Below are 17,897 nucleotides of genomic sequence, written 5' to 3'. Positions count from 1 at the left end.
GGGCCCCCCCTTTATGCTATGGACACCCCGGCAAGCGCGCCCATGTGCGCGGCCGGGATTTACGCCGCTGATGAAGGACGGCATGACGGAGACATGATGACCGATACGATGCACCTGGGAAAAGACGAACTGATCGCGCGTGCGCAAGCCGAGATGCGGCGTCAGTTCGACACGCCGCAATGGAGCTTGCGCGAACGGCTGGCGCTGACGTGCCGCATCTTGTTTGATGGCGGCCACGATTCCGGGCTGGCGGGGCAGATCACCGCGCGTACGCCCGAAGCGGGCCGCTATTACACGCAGCGGCTGGGCCTGGGCTTTGATGAAATCACGGCCAGCAATCTGTTGGTGGTGGATGAAGATTTGCGCGTGCAAGAGGGCGGCGGCATGCCCAACCCGGCCAACCGTTTTCATTCGTGGATCTATCGGGCGCGGCCCGATGTGAATTGCATCATCCACACGCACCCCTTGCACGTGGCGTCGCTGTCGATGCTGGAGGTGCCGCTGGAGGTGTCGCACATGGACAATTGCACGCTGTACGACGATGTGGCTTTCCTGAAGGACTGGCCGGGCGTGCCGGTGGGCAATGAAGAAGGCGAGATCATCTCGGCGGCGCTGGGCGACAAGCGGGCGATTCTGTTGTCGCACCACGGTATGTTGATCGCGGCCGGGTCGGTGGAAGAGGCCTGCGTGCTGGCTTTGCAGTTCGAACGCGCGGCGCGCATGCAGCTGCTGGCGATGTCGGCGGGCAAGATCCAGCCTATTCCGCCCGCGTTGGGACGCGAAGCGCATGATTGGATCCTGACGCCCAAGCGGTCGCAGGTGGGGTTTTCGTATTACGCCCGCCGGGCGCTGCGCGCGCATCCGGACGTGTTGTCGTAGCCTGCGGCAACGGGCGGCCGGATAGGGGACCGGATAGGGCACCGGACAGGCGAGCAGGATGCGGCGCGGATCGGGCAGCCAGGCCGGGCAGGGCGGCTCGACGGCGGCGCTGGTTTCGGGCATTCTTACCGGTCCGATTTTCCACCCCCCGCCATGATCGACCTGCCCCCCCGCCTACGCACCCTGCGCCGCCAGCAAGCGCTTTCCCTGGAACAGCTGGCGCAGCGCACCGGGCTGACCAAAAGCTACCTGTCCAAGCTGGAACGCGGCCTGAGCGAACCGTCGATTTCGACGGTGCTGCGTCTGGCTGAAGCCTATGGCGTGGGCGTATCGCAACTGGTCGGCGGAGACGGCGCCGCGCAAGACGAAGTGGTCAGCGTGGTGCGCGTGGGCGATCGCGAGGCGCTGCAACGCGGCGGGCCAGGCGCGCAATACCATTACGAATCGCTGGCCGGGCGTCGCAAGGTCAAGGCGATGGAGCCTTTTGTGGTGCATCCGCCGCGCGAATTTCCTGACGCGACGGCGGTGTTTCCGCATCCGGGCGAAGAATTCCTGCTGGTGCTCAAAGGCGCCGTCGAAGTGCAGGTGGGCGAACGCCAGTTCCGCCTGGAAACCGGTGATTCCGTTTACTTTGATTCCGAACTGCCGCACCGCATGCGCACGGTCAGCCGCGCCATGGCCGAGGTGTTGGTGGTGGCGGCGCACTGAACGCAAGACAACATTCCATAGGCTACCCATGAAGCATGATCAATCGCGGCTAGTCCGCATCGATGCCGGCCCGATGAAGAACCCGGTGCCCGGCAAACCCCGCCGCCCGATCTCGGGCGATGCGGCCTTTCAGACCGTCACCGCCTTTGAGGGTCACGCGGGCAAGGCGGAAGCGGGCGTCTGGGAAAGCACCGCCGGGGTGTTTCAGTCGAACACGACCGGCTATATCGAATTTGGCACCATCGTCGAAGGCGCGGCGCGGCTGGTCGATCCGGACGGTACCGTGCACGAACTGACGGTGGGCGAAGCGTTTGTCATGCCCGAGGGGTATACGGGCCGCTGGGAAGTGGACCAGTTCGTCAAGAAGATCTATTTCATCTGCCGCACGGTGTAGCGCGGCGCGGGAAGGCGCCACGGTAACTCTCGTTATGGCTACGGCCGTTGCGGATAGGCGGATGTGCCAAACGTGTTGCCCATGCGGTTGCCGATGGTGGCGGGCGTGGGCAGGCCCATCTGGTTGGGCGGGCGTTGCGTGATGGCTTCCGACGCCAGCCCCGGCGACGGCCGGTTAGCCGAGGTGTCCGGCGCCATCTTCCGGTTCAGGCAGTCGTAGGACAAGGCGCGGTAACCGTTGACCTCGGTCTCGATGCACGCGCCGCCTGATCGAGCCGAAGCCGGTGGCAGGGCCGACTGCGCGGGTTTCTGCTCCTCTACGGTCTGCTTCTCTACGGTCTGCGCCATGGCGCCCGCGTCCAGCAATCCAAGCGCGCCCGCCATGCCTAGCGCGCCGCAGGCCATCACCCCCATCCCCCGCCACAGGCCCCTGGCCTCACGCATCTTGCGCATGCGCGCTCCCTTGAACGGTCCGGCCCATCGCGGCCAACCCAATCCAAAAAGTATAGAGACCGCCCGCACCCCGTAGGTGACCGTTGCGTGGCGGTGGCGCGCGCCGCGCGCGTCAAGTGTCACGAATGCGTCATTCAGCGGCTCTAGCATGGCGGCTTTTCCAGGCGCGGGCGCTGATGGCGTTCTCTGTTGCGGCCATGTCAGGCACTTTTCCCTTGCGGTCACGTTTATGAAGAGCGTCTTCAAGGGCCGTGGCGTTGCCTTGCGCGCGTGTCTGGCCTGGAGCTTGCTGGCATTGTTGCCAACCGGCCATGCCGCGGGTCCGCCCGCCAAGCCCATGCACTTCCAGATCGCCGCGCAGCCCCTGGCCCAGGCGCTGGTTGAATACAGCCTGGCCAGCGGGCTGACCGTGTTGGTGGACAGCACCTTGACGGCCGGCAGGCAGGCGCCCGCCGTGGTGGGCGCCTACACGCCCAGCGAAGCGTTGCGCCGGCTGCTGGCCGGCTCGCCGCTATCGATTCGCTATGCCAGCGCGCAGTCGTTCACGCTGGTCGCCAAGGACGAGGACACGGCGGCAGGCGCCGGCGCGGCGGGCAAGCGCCTGCGCGACACGCCTTACGCCGCCGTGGTGCAGACGGCGTTGAAACGCGCCCTGTGCGCGGCGGCCGCCACGCAGCCGGGCAACTACCGCGCCCTGGTGCAATTGTGGTTCGATAACGCCTGGCGCGTCAGCCGGGTAGGGTGGGTGTCGTCAACGGGGCAGGCCGGCCTGGACGGACGTCTGGAAGCGGCGTTGCGCGGAGCGGTGATTGGTCCGCTGCCGACAGGGATGCCACAGCCGTTGACGGTGCTGCTGACGCCGCGCAGTGCGGCGCAATGCGATGCGGACAGGGGAGCCGGCAGTGCGGGATAACAAACCGGACGGCTCGTTGCGGGCCTTGTTTCTGGAACGCTACAACGACTTTCGCAGTCAGTTGCGGCGGCGGCTGGGTTCGGACGACCTGGCGCACGACGCCATGCAGGAAGCGTTTTTGAAGGTGAACGACTTGCCCGCCAGTTCGTCGATCCAGCAGCCCGCCGCCTATTTGTTTCGTGTGGCGCTGAACATCGCGGAAGACCAGCGCCGCCGCGATTCCCGCTTGCTGACGGGCGTTGAAATCAGTGAATTGATTCATCTGGCGGACGAGGCCGCCGACCCGGCCCGCATCGCGCAAGGCCGTAACCAGGTCGACGCGTTCCAGCGCGCGCTGAAAAAGCTGCCCGAACGGACCCAGCAAATGGTGCTGGCCGCGCGCGTGCAAGAGCTGCCGCACGCGGAAATTGCGAGGCGCTATGGCGTGTCCGAGCGCATCGTGTCCAAGGAACTGAAGCGCGCGCTGGAACATTGCGCGCAAGAACTCCTCGTGGCCGGGCAGGCAACGGGCAACGGAACGGGCCACCCGGGCGTCCCCTCCCGCGAAGCGTGCCGGGATGACACACCATGGCGTTGACGATGAGCATGCCCCGACGAAACAAGCAGGAAGACAGCGCCACGGCACAGGCGCGCGACTGGTTATTGGCGCTGACCTCGGGCCGCGCCACCGAGGACGACGCGCAGGCGTTTCGCGATTGGCTGCGCGCGGACAGCCGGCATCCCGCCGCGTTCGCCGCCCAGCAGCAGATGTGGCAGGGCATGGGCCCCGCCATTCAGAACGTGGTTGCCGACCGCGCGACTCGCCGCGCGCACAAACCGGTGATGAGCGGCCGCCGCGCGTTCCTGGGCGGCGCGCTGGCGGCGTCGGCGGCGTATCTGGCGTTCAAACCGCCGCTGGGCTTGTGGCCGGGCGTGGATGCCCTGGGCGCGGATTACCGCACGGCGGCGGGCGAACAGCGCCGGGTGGCTCTGGGCCAGTCGCTGGACGTGGACATGAATACGCTGACCCGCATCAACGTGGGCAACGACGCAAACGGTTCGGTGATCGAGCTGGCCGAAGGCGAAGCCGAGATACGCGCGGGCGCCACGCCCGCCGTGGTGGTCGCGGGTAAAGGCCGTATCACCGCGCGCGACGCCACGTTCAACCTGCGCTATATCGACGGGCAGGCGCGGCTGTGCTGCCTGTCCGGCGCGCTGCGGCTGGTGCATGCCGAAGGCGTGTTCGACGTGGCCGCCAACCGCGAACTGCGCTACGACGATGCGCGCGTGATGCCGCCGGTGGCGGTGGACACGGCGGTGGTCACTGCGTGGCGTCAGGGCTGGCTGGTGTTCAACCAGCAGCCGCTGGCGCAGGTGGTGGACGAACTGAACCGCTATCGCCGGGGCCGGCTGGTGCTGATGAACGATCAACTGGGCAAGCGTCTGGTGCAGGCGCGGTTTTCGTTGGCACAGGTGGCTGACGCCGAACGCCTGATTCGCGATGCGTATGGCGCGCGTGTGACACATCTGCCGGCCGGCGTGGTGTTGTTGTCATAAGCGCGTCGTAAAACGCCTGTCTGGATGAATTATTTGTGACAGCGTTCTGGTCTGCATTTTTCTATCCGTCTGTCTTGTTCTAAGTGAAGAACTCGCGCGATTGGAACAAGGGATGGCGATCATGCAGGCACGGATGTCGGACTCGGGTGGCAAGCGGAACATGGGGCGGGTGCCGGGGCGGCAGCGCCCCAACTGGCGTCCGACGCCACTGTCGCAGGCGGTCACCGCGCTGCTGATCGCGGGCAGTGCCGGCAGCGCGGCCCAGGCGCAGCAGCGCGCCTTCAGCCCCGGTTGGTTCTCGGACAAGAATGCCGTGCAGTCGACCGCGCAACGCACCGGCCGCATGCCCGACGGCAGTATGGCGGGCATAGGCGCCGGCGCGCGCCAACAGGCGCAATCGCGCCAGCAGTTGCAGCGGTCGCTGGACAACCTGAACCGCTCAGCCGCCGCCGTCGCCGCGCAGCAAGCCGCGCAGGCGGCTGCGCGCGCAGCGGCGGCGGCCGGTGGCGTCGATGTGCCCGACGGCCTGGTCGAAGGGGGCTTGTGGGCCGCAACGGGCGATCAGGCCAAATGGGAAGGCGCGAAGGCCGCGTCACCCAGCGTGCAAAACGGCCGCCAGGTCGTCACCATCGAACAGACGCAATCGCGCGCCATCCTGAACTGGGACAGCTTCAACGTCGGGCGCAACACGACGCTGCAATTCAAGCAGGGCGCGGACGACGCGGTGCTGAACCGGGTGGTGGGCGCGGCGGTCAAGCCGAGCCAGATCCAGGGCGCGATCAAGGCCGACGGCACCGTGCTGGTGGTGAACCAGAACGGCGTGATCTTCACCGGCACCAGCCAGGTCAACGCGCGCAACCTGGTGGCCGCCGCCGGCGTGATCACCGACGCGCAGTTTCGTGACAAGGGGGTGTACGCCGACAACGGCGCGCAGCCGACGTTTACGGATGCGCGTGGCAACATCGACGTGCAGGCCGGTGCGTTGATCGGCACGGCGGCGCCGGCGACGTCCACGGCGGGCGGCGGCTATGTGCTGCTGCTGGGCAAGGACGTGAACAACGCGGGCACGATCAACACGCCGTCCGGGCAGGCCGCGTTGGCGGCGGGCGACAACTTCGTCATCAAGCGTGGCCAGGGCACCTCCGGCAACTTGCTGTCCACCACCAAGGGCAACGAAGTCACGCCCACCGGCACGCCGGGCCGCGTTGCCAACACGGGGCTGATCCAGGCCGCCGTGGGCGACGTGACGATGACGGGCGGCGACGTCGTGCAAAGCGGCGTGGTGCTGTCCAGCACGTCGGTCGATACGCGCGGCACGGTCCACCTGAACGCGGTGGGCGAGGGCGGCAAGATTACCTTGGCTGAAGCCAGCACCACGGCCATCCTGCTGGACCGCAGCGGCGCACTGGCGCTGGACAGCCAGCGCGACGGCCTGCGGGTGCCGGTCACCCCGGCAACCGATGCGACGGTAGTGGCGGCGGGCGCGGACCGGCGCGAGCTGTCGCGCGTGGAAATCAACAGTTCCGGCACGGTGGACTTTGCCACCGGGTCGATCACGCTGGCCACTGGCGGGCAGATCGCCGTGCAGGCCACGCAGCGCGCGCTGGTGCGCGAGGGCGCGATTCTTGACGTCGCGGGCGCCGTGGGCGTGCCGGTGGCGATGGAGAACAACAGCGTCAAGATCAACGTCCAGGGCAATGAACAGCGCGACGCGCCGATCAATCGCGATAGCGGCAAGCTGAACAACAACGACATCTGGGTAGATGCGCGCGAGCTGGTGCTGGTGCCGGCGGGCACCAACGGCTATGCCACCGACCGCTGGTACACGGCGGGCGGCCTGTTGGAGGTGAGCGGGTATCTGGGCACGCAGGGCCACGCGGTGAACGAATGGATGGCGCAGGGCGGCCACGTGGAATTCACGGGCGGTGACGTCGTGACGCGGGCCGGTTCGCAGATCAACGTGTCGGGCGGCACCCTGGATGTGCAGGACGGCAAGGTCCGGCAGACCTGGCTGCGCGGCGTGGACGGGCGGCTGTACGAGGTATCGCGCGCGCCCGGCGACCTTGCCTATACCGGCCTGTACAAGGGCTATGAGGCCACGCACGAGCGCTGGGGCCAGACGCAGTATTTCTACAATCCGCTGATTGCGCCCAAAGAACGTTTTGAAAGCGACTATACGGTGGGGCGCGACGCGGGCAGGCTGTTGATCGGCACCAAAAGCGCGGTGCTGGAAGGCGAGCTCGTTGGCCAGACCTATCAAGGCGAACGCCAGACCGCCGCCGCGCAGGCCGGGCTGGACGGCTATCAGCAATCGCAACGGGCGGCGGCGCGCGGCGCGCAGCTGGTGGTGGGCACGTACACGCCTTACTACGACAAGCGCACGGGCGCGTTGCAATACGCGTTGGGCCTGTCGGAAAACACGATCCAGCATGTAACCCTGTCGGAACAGGTGGCCGCGATTGCGGCGGGTCTGGATCTGGACACGGCGTTGCCGGACGACCGCGCGGGCACCCTGCAACTGGACACCGCGCAGCTGAATCGCGCGGGGCTGGGCGCCATCAAGATCGCCGCGCAGGACATCACCGTGCAGTCGGATCTGAAGGTGGGACCGGCAGGCGACATCACCTTGTTCGCGAACCAGGTGTCGGTGGACGCAACGCTGACGGCACGCGCCGGCAGCATCCGGCTGGGCAATGTGTTGAGCCAGATCTCGCCGTCGGGCGTGAGGGATACCGTGGCAGGCGTGGCGGGCGCGGGGGGCGAGGGGGATGGGCCCGGCGTCGCGCTCAGTGCTCGCACGCGGCTGGACGCCACGGGCATGTGGACCAACCTGGCCCTGTCGCCCGAACAGACGGCCGCCATGCCGTACCTGAACGGCGGCTCGGTGTCGGTGCGCGGCAGCGGCGATATCCAGCTGGCGGCGGGCAGCGTCATCGACGTCAGCTCGGGCGCGGTGTTGCGGTCCAAGAACAAGGTGACGGGCGGCAAGGGCGGCAACACGACCATAGACGCGGTGGCGTCCGGCGACGGCTCCGTGGGCGAGGTGACACTGGGCGCCCAATTGCGCGGCTACGGCGTGGAAGGCGGCGGCACGCTGAAACTGGTGGCGGGCAAGATCGTGTTGGGCGATGGCCCGGTAGCGGTGCAACCCTCCGTGCCGGGTGCTGTGCCGGATGCGTCCGGCACAGCGGCCGGGGGCGCCGTAGCCGTGGCTGTCGGCGCCGCCCCCTTGGCGTCTGCCGAGGCCACGCTGACCCTGGCCGCGCCGTTCTTCCAGCAGGGCTATTCGCGTTACGAGATTACCGGCAGCCAGGGCTTGACCGTGGCTGACGATGCGCGCGTCGATGTGCTGATGCCCGTCTATCGCCCCGTGTCGGGCGCGCAGGGCGTGCCCACCGGCACGGACCCGGCAGCGGTGTTGGACACGTGGCTGCCGCCCGTCTATCAACATGATCCGGTGGCGGGCACGGCAACGCGGCGGCGCGGCGCCAGCCTGCTGTTGCAAAGCGGTCGCAGCGTGGCGACCGCGGGCGCCGACAAGCTGGTCGAACTGAACATCGGCCGGGGCGCGCGCATCAACGTGGACCCGGGCCAGAGCATCGAACTGCTGGGCGCCGGGCAGATCACGGTCGCGGGCGCGCTGACGGCCGCCGGCGGCAAGATCGATATTCGCCAACTGCGCGTGGGCACGCTGGACGTGGCCGAGTCCTTCGACACCGCCGATGGCGAACTGCACAACCGCTCGATCTGGATCGGCGAACAGGCGGTGCTGGACGTGGCCGGGCGCGCGGAAAGTGGCATCGACGCGCAGGGCCGCCGCTATGGCGTGGCGGACTCGGGCGGCGTCATCGTGATCGGCGGCGAGATCAATCATGACCGCGCCACGGCAACGTCGGCCGACGCCTACGTGATCGTGCGCCCCGGCGCGGTGCTGAACGCGTCGGGCGCGGGCACGGTGGTGGACGTGAACGGCGTGGGCGCGGTGCCGTTGAACGGCGACGGTGGCCGCATCTCGCTCAGTTCCTACAACGGCCTGCATCTGGACGGCACGTTCATCGCGCGGGCGGGCGGCGCCAATGCGTCGGGTGGCACGCTGGATATCGCGCTGGAAACTCCGCTGTATCGCGTCGCGGGCGACAACGTTTCAAGCATTGACGTGCAGGTGCCGCGCGAGCTGGTGCTGGGCGCGGGTGCGGCGGGCAAGGGCCTGCGCGCGGATCTGAAACCGGGCGAGGCCGAAGAGGGCCTGCGTTATGGACACACCCGTCTGGACACCACGCGCTTGTTGGGGGGCGGGGGCTTCGATCATCTGGGGCTGCTTTCCAATGGCCTGATGTCGTTTGACGGCGACGTCAACGTCCAGACGGCGCAAAGCCTGCGGCTGTATGCCGGCGCGTTCTCGCTGGCGCCACAAGCCGACGCACAAGCCGACGCACAAGCCAACGCACAAGCCAACGCACAAGCCAACGTACAAGCCAACGCACAAGCTAACGCACAAGCTAACGCGCAAGCGCGCGTGAACCTGGCGTCGTCGTATGTGCGGCTGTCCGGCTTGGGCAAGTACGCGGCCACCAATGGCGTGCTGCGTCCGCGCGTGTTGTTCGCCGATGCGGCCGAGGTCGGCGAAGGCACCTTCACCGCGCGCGCCGGCAATCTGCTGGAAGTGGGCAACAGCTTGTCCTTCGGCACGCAGGGCTCGATCGTGCGCGGCGTGGGTGGTGCGCTGCCGGTGGCGCGCGCGGGCTTTGACCGCGTGACGCTGGACAGCGCGGGCGACCTGCGCTTTCTGGCCAACAACGACAACGAACCGCGCACGCGACTGTGGACGCGCGGCGATCTGGCATTGATTGCTGCGCAGGTCTATCCCGCCACGGGCGCCGAGGCCGAAGTGCTGGCGGGCTACACGCGGCGCGAGGACGGCACGCAGTGGTTCGACCCCGATCGCCGCCTGACCGTGGCGCGTCACGATGCCGCGACGGCTGCGTTGCCGCCCATTCCGTATTCGGCGTTCGGCTCGTTGCGCCTGGCGGCTGCCACCGTAGAGCAGGGTGGCGTCATCCGCGCGCCGCTGGGCGCCATTGTGCTGGGCGACCAGAGCCAACGGATGGGCACGCAACGCCTGAGCCTGCTGCCCGGCAGCGTGACCTCGGTCAGCGGCGCCGGGCTGTTGATGCCTTATGGCGGCACGACGGACGGCGTGTCGTATCAGTTCAAGGGTGCGCCGGTGTCTTTGGTGGGCGTGGGGGGCGCATCCGGCATCGGCGACCAGGCCGCGCTGCGCACCGGCATTACCCTGGCATTTCAGGACGTGGATGCGCTGCCGGGCTCGGTCCTGGACCTGTCCGGTGGTGGTCAGCTGACCGGCGCGGGCTTCGTGTCCGGTCGCGGCGGTTCCACCGATGCGCGGTACGCGCCGCTGGTGCGCAACAACCCCGACGGCGGCTTTACGTTGCCCGGCCTGGCCGCCAACCCGGTGTACGCCATCGTGCCCGGCGCGCAGGCGCCGGTGGCGCCAGTGGGCGGCGAGGCCGGCGCTTCCACGCCCGGCGTGGGCCGGCAGATCACGTTGGGGGCGGGCGTGCCGGGCTTGCCGGCGGGCACCTACACCTTGATGCCGTCCACCTATGCCTTGCTGCCCGGCGCCTTCCGCGTCGAGATCAACGGCGCGGCTTCGGCGGGCGCGGCGGTGACGCCCATGCGGATGCGCAACCAGTCCTGGGCCGCCAGCGGGTCCCTGTCGACCGCCGGCACACAGGTGGCGAACAGTCTGGCCAGCGCGGTCATCCTGACGCCGGCGAGCGTGTTGCGCACCCTGTCGCAATACAACGAGATGAGTTACGCCAGCTTTGTGGCGGCGGACGCCGTGACGCGCGGCGTGCCACGCGCGATGCTGCCCGCCGACGCACGCACCCTGCGCTTGGCGCTGCATGCCGGTTCGTCGGACGGGCAGGCGTTCAGTTTTGAAGGCCAGGCCGATTTCAAGGCTGCGCAAGGTGGCTTTGGTGGCGCCGTGGCGGTGAGCGGCGGCAGCACCGCGGTGGAGATCCTGGCCCCGGGCCAGGCGCCCACGGCAGGTTTCGCGGGCACGTCGGTGGGCGCCGATGCGCTGACGGCGTTGGGCGCCAGCCGCCTGGTCGTCGGTGCGATGCCGGTGGTGTCCTACGGGCAAGGCGGGCGCTTTTATACCTTCCAGCAGTCCGCCCGCGAAGTGGTGCTGCGCACCGGCGCGCAGCTGACCGCGCCCGAAGTGCTGCTCTCGGCAAACACCATCGAACTTGAAGCCGGCGCCGGGATATCGACGCTGGGCCGGGGCGCGCCGTCCGTGGATTCCACCAGCGGCTACGCGTTCCAACCGGGCAGCGCCAGCCTGCTGGCCGTGTCCAACGGCCGCCTTGATGTGCTGGCGCCCGACGCGCTGGCCACGGGCGCCATCCGCATCGGTACCTGCGCCGTGGCGGCGTGCAACGATGTGACGCGCCTGTATTCCGAAGGCACCATCGCCGCCGCCACCAATGGCGCCTTCGACCTGGGCGAGCAGGTGCGCTACGGCACCCGCAACCTGTCGTTGGCCGTTGGCGCCGTCAATGTCGGCACGGCGCAAACGCTGGCGCAGGCGGCGGAGCAGGGCATCCTGCCCAGCGGCCTGACGCTGAACCAGGACATCCTGGCCCGCCTGCTGCGTGGCGACACCAGCATGGGCGCGTCCGCGCTGGAAGTGTTGACGCTGACCGCGCGCGACGCGATGAACTTCTACGGCACCGTCGCGCTGGACACGCGCGACCCGGTCACCGGCAAATACAGCCTGGCCACCTTGGCGCTGGGCACCCCGGCCATCTACGGGTTTGGAGACGCGGGCGACGAGGCGGGCATCCGCACCCAGAACCTGGTCTGGAACGGCGCAACCCAAGCGCCCGGCGCAGTGGTGGCCGGCGGCGCGGGCACGGGCAAGGGCGTGCTGCGCATCGACGCCGAGCGCATCGAATTCGGCTATGGCCAGGGCGCGCAGCCCAGCGGCCAGGAAGACAACGCGCGGCTGGCGCTGGGCTTTGCCAGCGTCAACCTGAACGCCAGCGAACGGATCACCGCCAACCATCGCGGCAGCTTGTCCGTGTATGAATCGCAGGGCGCATTCGACAGCAGCACCGGCCGCTACGCGTATCGCGGCGGCAACCTGAACCTGAACACGCCGCTGTTGACCGGGGGCGCGGGTTCGGTGAACCAGATGCTGGCGGGCGGCGACGTGCGCCTGTCCGGCGCCGGCGCCGGGCCGGTGGCGGCCGTGCAGGACCTGGGCGCGCAAGTCGGCCTGTCCGGCGCCACCGTGCAAATCGATGGCCGCATCGTGTTGCCCAGCGGCAAGCTCACGGTGCAAGGCCGCGACGGCGTGTTGCTGACCGGGGCGTCGCAAATCGACGTGTCGGGTCGCGCCATCGCGTTCAACGACGTGCTGCGCTACAGCTGGGGCGGCGACGTGATCCTGGAAAGCGCACAGGGCGGCATCCGGCAAGCGGGCGGCGCGCTGATCGACCTGTCGGCGCAACAGAACAACGCGGGCACGCTGCGGGCCGATGCGCTGGCGGCGTCGGCCGGTGTGGTCGACCTGCAAGGCCGCATCCTGGGCGCCAGCTCGGGGCATTACGATGCCGGCGGTACCGCCGTGCCGTATCGCGCGGGCAGCATCGACGTGCGCGCCCAGCATCTGGGCACGGCGGCCACGCTTAGCACGGATTTCGATGCGCTTAACCAGCGCCTGAACGAGGGCGGCGTCTTTGGCGCGCGCAGCTTCCAGCTCAAGCAAGGCAGCCTGACGCTGGGCAACACGCTGCGCGCCAATGACATCAATCTGTCGATCGACAGCGGCAGCCTGACGGTGGCCGGCGTGGTCGATGCCAGCGGCGAACGCGTGGGCCGCATCCGCCTGGCCGCGCGCGACGGGCTGACCCTGGCGTCCAACGCCGTGCTGGACACGCACGGCACCGTGTTGCGCGTGGACAGCTACGGCAAGATCATCGATGCGCCCAACCGCGCGGTGGTCGAACTGAACGCCGGGCGCGGCGTGTTGACGCTGGCCAGCGGCGCGCGCATCGACCTGCGCCACGGCACCGCCGCCACGGCAGGTACCGGCGCGGGTCAGCACGATGGGGCATCGCGGGGCACGCTGGACTTGCTGGCGCCGCGTATCGACGCGTCGGGCAACGCGGGCGTCAATGGCGGCGCGGCGGCCACGGCCGGCGACATCGCTATCGACGCACGTGGACCGCTGACCATCGACGGCGCCAAATCCATTTCGCTGGTGGCCATGCAGCGCTATGACGACGCGCGCGTCGGCGACCCGGCCGACCGCGCCAACGGACGCAGTCATCAGATCATCGACCAGGCCTATCTCGACACGCTGCATGGCGACAGCGCAGCGTTCATCGGCAACGCACTGGCCAACGGCAATCTGCTGAACGCCAAGCTGGCAGGCTTGAACAACGCCACCTACCGCGACGTGTTCCACCTGCGGCCGGGCGTGGAAATCGTCAGCAAGACGGGCGATGGCGACCTGGTCGTGCAAGGCGACCTGGACCTGTCGGGCTATCGCTATGCCAGCCTGAACCCGCGTTCGGCCATGACGTCGGTGTACGGCTCGGGCGAGGCGGGCGCGCTGACCTTGCGTGCCAAGGGCAATCTGGACGTCTACGGCAGCATCAACGACGGCTTCGCGCCACCGGCAGCCACGCCCGACGACGAGCACGGCTGGATTCTGACGCCGGGCGCGCAGCCCTTTGGCGGCGACGTGGTGTTGCCGCGCGGCGGCGTTGTTTTGGCCGACGGCACCGAATTCCCCGGTGGCAAAACGCTGAACTACGCGCTGCCCTTGCAGCCGACGACGCTGGCCGCCGGCACGCGCCTGCCCGTTGAAGCGGCGCTGAACCAGCCGCTGTCGATAGCGGCTGGCACGGTGTTGTCCGGCGACGTGCGCGATGCGGCCGGGCAATTGCTGTACCCGGCGGGCAGCATCCTCAAGCAGGCGGTGGACCTGCCGGTGGGCACGCGCCTGGGCGCGGGCACGCTGTTGATGGCGGGCACGGCCATGCAGGCATTCATGTGGCCGGCCAATGTGGCGCTGCCCAACCTGCACACCACGCAAGGCTATGAGCCGAACGTGTTGTTGATGGCGGGCACGATCACGCTCAAGCAAGGCGCGGTGATTCCGTCGCAGGCCAAGCTGGTGTTTCCGGATGGCGTGGACTATGTCGAGTTGCGCCCCGGCACAGCGGCCGATCAGCGGCGCAATTGGGCGCTGGCCCCGATGCTGCCCGCCGGCAGCCAGTCGTGGTCGTTGCGCCTGGTGGCCGGCGCGGATCTGGATGCGGCGGACCCGCTGCGCGTGCAACCCGGCCCTGGCGCCGGCAAGCTGAACCTGGCCGACAGCCACTACAACGTCACGCTGGCGATGGGCGCCGGCCTGGTGTGGGGCCCCGAGGCGGGCCCCTCCGGCTTCGAGCCCTATGCGCCGGTGCCGGAAGACCTGCTGTGGTTGTGCGACGCGGTCGAAGGGCTGTGCCTGCCGCCGCCCCGCTGGGCCTGGGCACCGGGCAACACGTACGGTCAGCCCGCCGGGTCGCCGGTGTCGGACGAAGACCTGGAAAAGTGTGCGCGGTCGCCAGAGCAGTGCTATGAGAACAAGTCGTCGACGACGGTAACCGCGCACACGCAGAACTTCAGCGTGCTGCGCACCGGCACGGGCGACCTGGACCTGGCGGCCGGCGGTGACATCAGCCTGATGTCGGCTTACGGGGTCTACACGGCGGGCACGCAGTCCGCCGACGTGGCGCCCGCCTACCAACTGCCGCGCGGCCGCTACGAAGCCACGGTGCTGGGCGATGCGCATTCCAGCACCTACGAACCCTTCGTATCGGAGGGCGGCACTTATCAAGCCTGGTATCCGGAACAAGGCGGCAACCTGGGCCTGTACACCGGCGGCGCCCTGCGCGGCGACGTGTGGGGCAAGACCACCGGTGGCCCCTTCGATGCGCGTGTGCTGGCGCCCAGCGTGGGCGTGGGCAACTGGTTGTGGCGGCAAGGCTCGGGCAGCGCCAACGGCGGCGATACGCCGACCGCGTGGTGGATCAACTTCGGCAGCTACGTCAAGGCGCCTTCCGACTTCAAGGACAACACGCCGCTGCTGGTGGGCTTCACGGGCTTTGGCGCGCTGGGCGGCGGCAACGTCAACCTGCGCGTAGACGGCGACGCCGGCAATATCGAATCGCGCGGGTCCGTCACCAACCCGCGCGGCCAGGGCTTGATCGTGGCGGTGGGCAGCACCGGGCGTGTCGCGGCCGATGGCGCCATCACGCTGACGGGCGGCGGCGACATCGACATCCGTGTGGGCGGCGGGCTTAACCCCACGCAGAGCGCACGCGGACGGGTCTCGTCCACCGTGGGCCCCACGCCGTACTACGGCGAACCCGCGCTGGACCTGCAAGGCGCGCTGATCAACCTGCGCGGCCACGCCGGGCTGTCCAGCGGCGCGGTCGGCGGCCTGGACTTGCAGTACGGCAACGAATCCACCCAACAGGACGCCAAGGACAGCCGCGGCTACGACCCGTATGTCTCCACCCTGGCCAGCGCCACGGGCGGCCTGGTGCTGATCCCCGGCGACTCGGTCATGCGGCTGGATACGCGCGGCGACCTGGTGGTGGGCGGCGCCGGCGACCCCGGCCGCGTGGCGGTGCCCAACACCACGCCGTACCACCTGCTGGATGGCACCTTGCGCACCGGCGGCGGCACCAGCTGGTTCTCGATGTGGACCGAGAACACCGCTATCGAACTGTCCAGCGCGGGCGGCAACCTGACGCCCAGCCGGCAGACCTCGCACAGTGCGCAGGGGCTGTCGGTGCAGACCGGGCGCAATACGTCGCCGTCGGACGGCCGCTATCTGTATCCGTCGATTCTTCGCGCCACGGCCTACGACGGCAGCGTGTACGCGGGCGTGTCGGCCGGCTACCTGAACAACGAGGCCACGGGGCTGCCGTATTCGCTGACCCTGGCACCGGGCGCGCGGGGCCAGCTTGAAGTACTGGCCGGCAATTCCATCTACGCGGGCGGCTACGCCATCAACCGCTCGGGCGCCGACCCCGCAAGCGTGGCCAGCGTGTTCGCGCCGGCTTTTGCGGGCTACCTGTCCGAGGCCAACTCCAATGTGGCCCTGGGCAACAAGGGCGTGGACGGCATCGATGGCGCCCGCGACACCCATTTCCCCCTGTTCTATTTCAATGCGCCGACGGCCGGGGCGGCGGGCTCCAATGCGGTGACGCGCTTCTACGCCCGCGATGGCGACATCGTGGGGCTGCGCACCGGCGAAGTGCTCTCTGTCTTGCAGGGGCCAAATACCGGGCAGACGTGGTACGAGGCGTCAGGCCCCGTGTGGATGATGGCGGGCCGCGACATCGTGGCCTCGGGTACCGACACCGGCGTCAAGACCGATGTGCCCACGACCAACGGCATGAACTTTGGCGCCAGCTCGACGTCGGTGACATCTACCGGCAACCTGTTCCTGCACCGCGACGCGCTGGACGTATCGCGCGTGTCGGCGGGACGCGACATTCTGTACAGCTCGTTCCAAGTGGCGGGCCCGGGCGTGCTGGACGTATCGGCCGGCCGTCACGTGTTGATGGCGGATCGCGCGTCCATCACCAGCCTGGGGCCGGTGCTGTCGGGCGACCACCGGCTGGGCGCGTCTATCGCCGTGCAGGCGGGCGTGGGCGCCAAGGGGCCGGACTACGCGGGCTTTATCGACCGCTATCTGGACCCGGCCAAGGCCGCCGACCCCGGCCGCCCCTTGGTTGACCAGGGCCTGGCCTTCAAGACCTACGAGGCCGAACTGCTGCTGTGGCTGACGCAGCGTTACGGCTTTGCCGGCAGCACGGACGATGCGCGCGCGGTGTTCGCGGCGCTGCCCGCCGAGCAGCAACGCATCTTCGCGCGGCAGGTGTATTTTGCCGAGCTGCGTGCCGGGGGCCGCGAATACAACGACAAGAGCAGCCCGCGCAACGGCAGTTATCTGCGCGGTCGCCAAGCCATTGCCGCGTTGTTTTCCGACGCGACGCCGGGCGCGTATGACGGCGACATCACCTTGTACGGCGCGGCGGGCATCCGCAGCAGTTTCGGCGGCGACATCCAGTTGATGACGCCGGGCGGGCAGCAGGTGTTCGGCGTGGAAGGCGTGGCGCCGCCCGCCACGGCCGGGATCATCACGCAGGGCGAAGGCAACATCCAGCTGTATGCGCAAGGCAGCATCCTGCTGGGGCAAAGCCGCGTCATGACGACCTTTGGCGGCGGCATCACGGCGTGGTCGGCCGAAGGCGACATCAACGCGGGTCGCGGGTCCAAGACCACGGTGCTGTATTCGCCGCCCAAACGCGAATATGACGCTGTTGGCAACGTGACCCTGTCGCCCAACGCGCCCAGCACCGGCGCGGGCATCGCCACGCTGGCGCCGCTGCCGGAGGTGCCGGCGGGCGACGTGGACCTGTACGCGCCGCTGGGCACGATCGACGCGGGCGAGGCCGGCATCCGCGTGTCGGGCAACGTCAACATCGCGGCCTTGCAGGTGGTAAACGCCGCCAACATCCAGGCCCAGGGCGACAGCGTGGGCGTGCCGGTGACAGCGGCCGTCAACGCCGGCGCGTTGTCATCGGCCAGCGCGGCGGCCACCTCGGCCGTCAACGCGGCCGAGGCGTCGGCGCAACGTGCGCAAAACGAAGCGCGCCAGAATCAGCCGTCGGTCATCAATGTGCAGATTTTGGGCTATGGCGACGAACCGGTGGCGGGCGCCGCCCCGACCGCGCCGCCCGCCGGTTCGGCAGCGGCGGCGCCCAAGTACGACGCCGCCAGCGCCGTGCAGATCCTGGGCGCGGGGCCGCTGAACGCCAGTGAAACCAGCGGCCTGAGCGCAGAGGAGAAAAGCCGTCTGACGATGTAAGGACACTGCCCACAGGCATGGCGCCCATGCCTGGTACGCGCGGCC

8 protein-coding genes are annotated in these 17,897 nt (G+C 68.9%); 7 read left to right on the top strand and 1 reads right to left on the bottom strand.

The annotated features are described in order from the left end of the window. The first annotated feature begins 96 nt into the window (after positions 1-96). The 3 genes from ACNPP0_RS05265 (at position 97) to ACNPP0_RS05255 (ending at position 1,981) form a co-directional block, all read left to right on the top strand. A complete protein-coding gene (locus ACNPP0_RS05265; RefSeq protein ID WP_332612028.1) occupies positions 97-879 on the top strand; it encodes an aldolase in 783 nt (260 codons plus the stop codon). A gap of 153 nt (positions 880-1,032) precedes the next feature. Continuing rightward, positions 1,033-1,587, top strand: coding sequence for a type II toxin-antitoxin system RelB family anti-toxin (relB, locus tag ACNPP0_RS05260; protein ID WP_332611650.1), 555 nt, complete (start codon positions 1,033-1,035; stop codon positions 1,585-1,587). Positions 1,588-1,615: 28 nt separating this feature from the next. After that, on the top strand, positions 1,616-1,981 hold the full coding sequence (locus tag ACNPP0_RS05255) for a cupin domain-containing protein (protein ID WP_332611652.1): 366 nt from the start codon (positions 1,616-1,618) through the stop codon (positions 1,979-1,981). 38 nt (positions 1,982-2,019) lie between these two features. Here the strand turns inward: ACNPP0_RS05255 and ACNPP0_RS05250 are convergent, their stop codons facing one another. Further along, positions 2,020-2,433: a hypothetical protein gene (locus ACNPP0_RS05250; protein ID WP_448705204.1), complete on the bottom strand. Its 414-nt coding sequence runs from the start codon at positions 2,431-2,433 to the stop codon at positions 2,020-2,022. A 229-nt stretch (positions 2,434-2,662) separates the two neighbouring features. On the opposite strand from ACNPP0_RS05250, the gene ACNPP0_RS05245 reads away from it, so the two are divergent. The 4 genes from ACNPP0_RS05245 (at position 2,663) to ACNPP0_RS05230 (ending at position 17,852) form a co-directional block, all read left to right on the top strand. Further along, entirely contained in the window at positions 2,663-3,346 is a 684-nt protein-coding gene (locus tag ACNPP0_RS05245; protein WP_448705203.1) for a secretin and TonB N-terminal domain-containing protein, read from the top strand. Beyond that, positions 3,336-3,923, top strand: coding sequence for an RNA polymerase sigma factor (locus ACNPP0_RS05240; protein WP_448705202.1), 588 nt, complete (start codon positions 3,336-3,338; stop codon positions 3,921-3,923). Before ACNPP0_RS05245 ends, ACNPP0_RS05240 begins: the two co-directional genes overlap by 11 nt. A 2-nt stretch (positions 3,924-3,925) precedes the next feature. Then, positions 3,926-4,882, top strand: coding sequence for a FecR family protein (locus tag ACNPP0_RS05235; RefSeq protein ID WP_448705201.1), 957 nt, complete (start codon positions 3,926-3,928; stop codon positions 4,880-4,882). Positions 4,883-4,994: 112 nt separating this feature from the next. After that, the gene (locus tag ACNPP0_RS05230; protein ID WP_448705200.1) at positions 4,995-17,852 is read left to right on the top strand and encodes a filamentous hemagglutinin family protein; all 12,858 of its coding nucleotides are present in this window, start codon (positions 4,995-4,997) and stop codon (positions 17,850-17,852) included. The last annotated feature ends 45 nt before the right edge of the window (positions 17,853-17,897 follow it).

The organism is Achromobacter semiaridum, assembly GCF_053543755.1.
The sequence above is the reverse complement of the archived record's forward strand: the minus strand, read 5'-3'. Positions and strand labels throughout refer to the sequence as shown.

Excerpts from the sequence above, each read along its gene's own strand:
- ACNPP0_RS05265 (WP_332612028.1), top strand. The coding sequence starts at position 97 with ATGACCGATACGATGCACCTGGGAAAAGACGAACTGATCGCGCGTGCG.
- relB (WP_332611650.1), top strand. The coding sequence starts at position 1,033 with ATGATCGACCTGCCCCCCCGCCTACGCACCCTGCGCCGCCAGCAAGCG.
- ACNPP0_RS05255 (WP_332611652.1), top strand. The coding sequence starts at position 1,616 with ATGAAGCATGATCAATCGCGGCTAGTCCGCATCGATGCCGGCCCGATG.
- ACNPP0_RS05250 (WP_448705204.1), bottom strand. The coding sequence starts at position 2,433 with ATGCGCAAGATGCGTGAGGCCAGGGGCCTGTGGCGGGGGATGGGGGTG.
- ACNPP0_RS05245 (WP_448705203.1), top strand. The coding sequence starts at position 2,663 with ATGAAGAGCGTCTTCAAGGGCCGTGGCGTTGCCTTGCGCGCGTGTCTG.
- ACNPP0_RS05235 (WP_448705201.1), top strand. The coding sequence starts at position 3,926 with ATGAGCATGCCCCGACGAAACAAGCAGGAAGACAGCGCCACGGCACAG.
- ACNPP0_RS05230 (WP_448705200.1), top strand. The coding sequence starts at position 4,995 with ATGGCGATCATGCAGGCACGGATGTCGGACTCGGGTGGCAAGCGGAAC.